Annotated in this window: 1 rRNA gene; it reads right to left on the reverse strand. The window is 56.6% G+C overall.

Annotated features, from left to right (window positions below):
• Positions 1–266: ribosomal RNA gene (locus IFT82_RS20375) — 23S ribosomal RNA — on the reverse strand; the annotation flags it as partial.
• Positions 267–364: the final 98 nt, after the last annotated feature.

Genomic DNA, 364 nt, shown 5'->3' on the forward strand with positions numbered 1-364 from the left:
CAGTTCACCGGGTTCGCTTCTCGAAACCTATGTATTCAGTCTCAAGATACCTGACCCCATTAACCCGTAGAGAGCCCCGCGACAGCACGCATGAAGCGTGCCGCCGAGCGGCTCAGCTATGGATTAATCGGATAGGTGGGTTTCCCCATTCGGAAATCGTCGGGTCAAAGGTTGCTCACACCTCACCGACGCTTATCGCAGCGTGCCACGTCCTTCTTCGCCTGTACATGCCAAGGCATCCACGAATTGCCCTTACCTCACGCTTGAGAGTCCACACCACCAACAACAACACTGGATCAGCCCGAAGGCCGACACGAAACTCGGCAGAGCAGTGTGCTGTGGTTTTACCGGGCCACCACGTCGC

The organism is Sphingomonas sp. CFBP 8760 (assembly GCF_014841615.1).
Lineage (GTDB): Bacteria > Pseudomonadota > Alphaproteobacteria > Sphingomonadales > Sphingomonadaceae > Sphingomonas.